The organism is bacterium (assembly GCA_026398675.1).
Taxonomy (GTDB): Bacteria; RBG-13-66-14; RBG-13-66-14; order RBG-13-66-14; family RBG-13-66-14; genus RBG-13-66-14.
In genome coordinates this window covers 1-5,587 of the sequence record JAPLSK010000019.1, presented here as the reverse complement: position 1 = coordinate 5,587, position 5,587 = coordinate 1, and the positions used below count along the sequence as shown (strand labels likewise).

General features: G+C 64.0%; 2 protein-coding genes. Both read left to right on the top strand.

Annotated features, from left to right (window positions below):
- Positions 1-405: transposase (locus tag NTW26_00250; protein MCX7020704.1), on the top strand; the 405-nt coding region annotated here is incomplete at its 5' end.
- A gap of 284 nt (positions 406-689) precedes the next feature.
- Positions 690-5,426 (top strand): hypothetical protein, encoded by a 4,737-nt coding sequence (locus NTW26_00245; GenBank protein ID MCX7020703.1) that lies wholly within the window; start codon positions 690-692, stop codon positions 5,424-5,426.
- The last annotated feature ends 161 nt before the right edge of the window (positions 5,427-5,587 follow it).

The window sequence follows — 5,587 nt, the reverse complement described above, 5'->3', positions numbered from 1 at the left end:
CACCCTCTGTCCAAACGGCAGTTCAAACAGCAGGCCGCGCAAATCCGGAAATCAATCGAAAAAACGATCGACGCTCCCGCCTCGCATCCGGGGATCCAGCGTATTCAGAACATCTTCCGGGAAAAAAGCCGGCGCCTGTATCGCTGGACCAAGGATCCGAGGATCCCGGCTGAAAACAACCGGGCGGAACGAGAATTGAGACCTCTGGTCATCGCCCGCAAGGTCAGCTTCGGTTCTCAGTCCGATGCCGGCGCGCAGACGCGCGAAACGCTTATGAGTGTCTTGTTGACTCTAAAAAAAAGAAGCAAAGACCCCGTGCAAGCTCTTACTGCCGCGCTGGACGCTCTGGCTCTCAACCCGGCGGCGGATGTCTATCGCCTTCTGTTCCGCTCGGATACCTCCTGATGCCGGTCAAGCCGATCCATTGTCCAGAGCGAATAAGCTACGTTTGGCAGCCATGCCTCCGCCAGCCCGCTCCGGGCCGCGCGCCCGCCGCGCAACTGAGGCATTACATTGTGTGATAAAATTATTTTGACAAAATATCCACTTTGGGGTAGATACGGGAATCTGGGATCTTTCGCATTATCCACCATCTTCTGATGTGGCACAAGGCGGCCTATAGATTGTTCCGTGTAAGGTGCGGCGCGGATGCGCCGCACCTTGTACGGAACAGTCTAAGAGGGAAACCGATGAGGAATACATTAAGCGGCATTCTGGCTCTCGCCTCTTTCCTGCTTCTCCCCAAAATCGGGTTTCCCCTGGTCGTCTCGCTCACCGGCGCGGAAGAATCCAACCAGTGCGAGGCGCACACCTACTACATCGCCGTCGAGAACCCGTCCTGGGCGACCGAGACCGCGGAAAACATCGTGATCGAGAACACGGTGCCGCCGGACGGCTTCGTCTTCCAGAATGATTCCGCAGTCCTCGCCACCCCCCAGGGGACGCTCTTCGGCCCCTGGGCCAACCCCGCCATCGTCAGCGACGGCCTGACCTGGGATCTGGACGCCCTTTTCGGGGTCGGGACCGAAATACTGCTTCGGCCGGGACAGACGATAAGCCTCCAGTTCAACCTGGAGGTCGATTGCGACGGCATAAGCGGGCAGGACGACGCGGTGGTCCGGTTCGATTTCCCCTACCCGAATCAGCAGAGCGACGCCGACTCCATGTTCGTTACGGTCTATCCGGGGGACATCAACGTGATCAAGAACCCGGTCGTCCAGCCGGCGTCTCTCGGGGACTGGGTGACCTTCACGGTGCGGGTGGAGTCGAGCGGGCTCGGCTCGATCAAGAATGTCGTGGTCCGGGACACTCTCGCCTCCGGCCTCGCCTTTGGTTCGGCCAACCCCTCCCCCCAGGGCGGGGGCGGCCCCGACACCTACTACTGGACGAGCGCGGAGATCGGGGCACTGGCTGAAATGCCGCCCGATACCGCGGTGGAGATCGCCCTCACCGCCCAGGTGGTCTCCTGCGCGGATATCATCAACGACGCCGACGCGCTCTTCGGCTGCGCCGGGATGGTCTCCGTCCCCGATTCCGTCTGCCTCGACACCGCGACCGAAGTTCCGCCCGGGACCGCCACCGCCACGATCGAATTGGTCGAGAAGCACCCCGCCCTCTCCTTCGCCCTCGACCCCGGGATGACCGGGATCGATTACTGTTCCCAGACCACGATCACGGTCACCGTGACCAACGGCTATGACCCCGCCGTGGGTCCCGCCTACGGCCTCGTCCTCGACACCAACTTGAACGCCACCGGCTACGACATCGGCAACGTCATCGGGGCATCCTACAACAGCGGGAACGGGGAGTTCACGGTGGGGACGGTCCCCGCCAATGATACGGTCTATTTTTCCTGCGACATTGGCTGGCCGTACGGCATCTGCCCCCCCAACGCCTCCTCCCAGATCACTCTCTGGACGCCGCGCTACACCGACGGCTGCGGCCACCCCTTCGCTCCGCCGGTCGCCGTCTACCCGATTTCCATGACCGGCCTGCCATCGCTTTCCATCAGCAAGAACAATCCCGGTGTGGTCAACGGGGACGACACCATCACCTTCACCGTCGAGGTGAACTATGAGGGGCCCGACGGATTCGCGCCGACCATCACCGACGATTATCCCGCGGGCTGGGACATCCAGTCCATCTCCGACGGCGGCTCCGACGCCGGCGGCGAGATCACCTGGACCGGCCTCACCCTGAACGGCGGGGACACCCTTCAGGTGAGCTTCCAGATGGCCGCCCCCGGCGGCGACCCCTGCGCCGGCCCCGCGCCCGGCCTCTACACCAATACCGCCACGGTCAGCGCCGGCATCGACTGCCTCAACTGCCTTATCCCCGGTGATTCCGCCTCCGTCACCTTTCCCGTCGAGGACACCCCCGGTTGCGATCTCGATAACTGCGTCGCCTCGGTCGCGCTCTCCGGCGGCGGGACGGCCGAGGTCTGCACCAACCTTTCCTATACCGTCACCTATACCCTGGGGACGGGCGACCTTCCATCGGATTGGTCCTCCGCCTCGTTCCGAAGCAGCATGGAACTCGGCCAGACGCTCGCCTCCCTGGACGAGGTCAGCGTGGACAGCTTCAACTACCAGACCTACGTCACCGATAACGGCGGCGCGGGGGGAACTTACATCGTCGACCTCTCCGGCCTCGACTCCTCTCCCGCCCTTTCTCCCCAGAGCGCGACCACCCTTCAGGTCAGCTACACCTTCACCGCCGTCGACACCGTGGGTTCCGCCTGGGAGCGGACCGACCTCGATCTTGGCGGCGGCTGCGGGGTGGAGACGAACTGGATCGCGGTCTCGGTTGAGCGGACGAGCGTGGGGGTCTCCCTCTCCGGCCCCCAGATCATCGACTCCTGCGGCGTCGATACCTACACGATGTCGCTCACCAAGAACGGCTATATCGCCTACGATCTTCTCGCCGCCTTCGGCCTCGACCCGGACGGCGACGGGAACGACAACTACTACTATCTCCCGGGGTCCACCGCTTTCACCGGGACCTTTACCGACCAGAGCGGGAGCATCGCCGCCTTCGAGCCGGACACGGCAACTCCGGGGGAGCTCCGCTGGGATTTTGCCGCTCAGGGTTCAGGGAGCGGCGATCTCTCCTCGGTGGGATCCATCCAAATCGGCCTCCGCTCTCCCTGCGCAGCCGACATCCACACCTACTACGCCCGGGTGGAGTACAACGACCGCTGCGACAACGGCACGTTCCCGCGGGAATCCTCCGCCTCCGCCGGCCCGAACCAGCCGCTCTGGGTGAGAACCCCGGATATCTCGCTGAGCAAGCGGCCCGAAAAGTACTACGCGACCCAGGAGCTGGCGACGTGGTCGATCAACCTCCTGAACGGGGGAGACGGCGCCGCCTACAACGTGGTGATCATCGACACCCTCTCGACCAACCTCTCTTACTACTACGGTAGCCCGGTTCCGGAGTCCGTCGCCGGCAAGACCGTCACCTGGAATTTCCAGTCGCTCGCCGCCACTTGGGGCGGCCTCTCCGACCTCGACGGGGAAGGATTCATCAACGACCTCCTCCCCGGCGGCAACGTCGGGGTGACCCTTACCGCCACCGTCGATGGCTGCACCGACATGGTCAACCGGACCTACGCCGAGTGGGGCTGCCTCACCGCCTACTGCGAGACCTCGAACTGGGCCACCTCGACGGTATATATCCCGCCCCCCGGGCTTCTCGGAGTGACCACCTTCCCGGTCGCGGTCGACCTCTGCCAGAACGCCTCGGTGTACTTCGAGGTGAAGAACACCGGGCAGACCCACATCTACAACCTCTGCGCCGCGCAGGCCATCCCCGTCGGGGCGAACTACGTCGGCGGCAGTTCGGAGTACCGCTATTTCAACGGGGCGGTCTGGAGCTCATTCACCGGCACGCCGAACCCCCCCTGCGGCGAATACGAGTGCACCGATGAGACTCTGGCCACCCTGGCCCTCAACGATATGGACGTCCAGATCGTCAAGGAGGGGCGGAACGAAACGAAGGATCCGGGCGGTCCGCTTTCCGCCGCCCCGGTCATCGCCGACTCCGGGGACACCGTGTATTGGATGGTCACCCTCAGCAACTCCGGGGCCACCCCCGCCCAGTTCGTGACCATGACCGACACCCTTCCGGACACGGTCACCTATGTGTCGGCGAACCCCGCCCCGGATTATCAGAACGGCCAAGTGGCCTCCTGGTTTGTGGGAACGGAACTCCCCTTTATCGCCACCCTCCTCGCCACCGTGGACGGAGACGGTTGCCAGGCCGTTTCCTATAACCGCGTCGACGTCTCCTGGGGGTGCCAGAGCCTCGGCTGCGTCTCGGGGGGCAAGAATTATCTGACGGACCTTGTGACCGAGGTGGACTTCGAGCTCCCCGGGACCCACACTCTCTCCGACTTCGACACCTGCCAAGGCCTCGCCACCTTCTATGTTCATAACGACGGCGCCACCGCCGACAATATCGACTTCACCTACACCGTCCCCCAGGGTTATTACTACGACGCTTCCGGGGGCGGGGCGACGATCGAGAGTTCGTTCTCCTCTCACACCTTCAGCCCGTCCGAGGAGGAACCGTTCGATCTCGGGGGCTGGCCGCAGCAGCTGAAATTTGCCGGCGCGTCCCGGGGCGGGAATATCGCCGACGGGAACGACTACGTCGGCGCGGGCGAGACGCTGACCATCTACTTCCAGGTCTACCGCGAGCCGTCCGATTTCTCCTGCGATACTGACCCCGATATCGACCCGCCGCCCCCGCCGCCGGTCTCCGGCTCCGTGGTCGGAAGCTACGACAACACCTGCGGCGTTCACGTCACCGACGGGATCACCTTCAGCGCTCAGACCGTCACCCCGGATTACGCCGACCTCGACCTCGGCATCCTCCCCGCCACCCAGATCGTTTTCGGCGGCGGGACCACCACCTTCAACGTTACCTTGACCAACAATGGAACTACCGCCGCGGATAACTGGGTGGTCGAGCACACCCTCGCCGCCGGCTACTCCAACCTCGCCTCCACGGAAGGGAGAGTGATCGGGAACACGGTCTGGTTCGCCTCCACCGATGTCGTCGGGGGAGGGGCGATCCTATCCACCGGAAGCCGCACCTACACGATCACGGCCGACGTGGGGGGGGGGTGGTGTGTCCCTGATCCACGAGGCCGAAGTGGTCGGCGAGTGCGTGGACGCGGGAGGGAACGCCACCGGCTGCCGCTACTCCTGGGACCGGACCGAGGCCTACGCCGCCAACGCGTCCTTCTCCAAGGACTCCGACTCCGTCGCCACCATCGGCGAGACCGTCTACTTCACCCTCACCGCCGAATTCCAGAACCCGAATTACACCAACGTCTCCATCACCGATCAATTGCCGATCCCGGGGCTGGAATACCTCTCCCACACGGTCAGCCCCGCCACCTGGACGACCAGCACCGCTGATCCCGCCGCCGGAACAGTGAGCGTGACCTGGGACGAGATCACCGCCCCCACCACGGTGACGATCGAGATCGTCGCCCGGGTGGACGACGCCGCGGTCAACTTCGCCGGCCAGACCCAGACCAATTCCGCCTCGGTCTCGTACGTCTTCGAGGGGAACACCT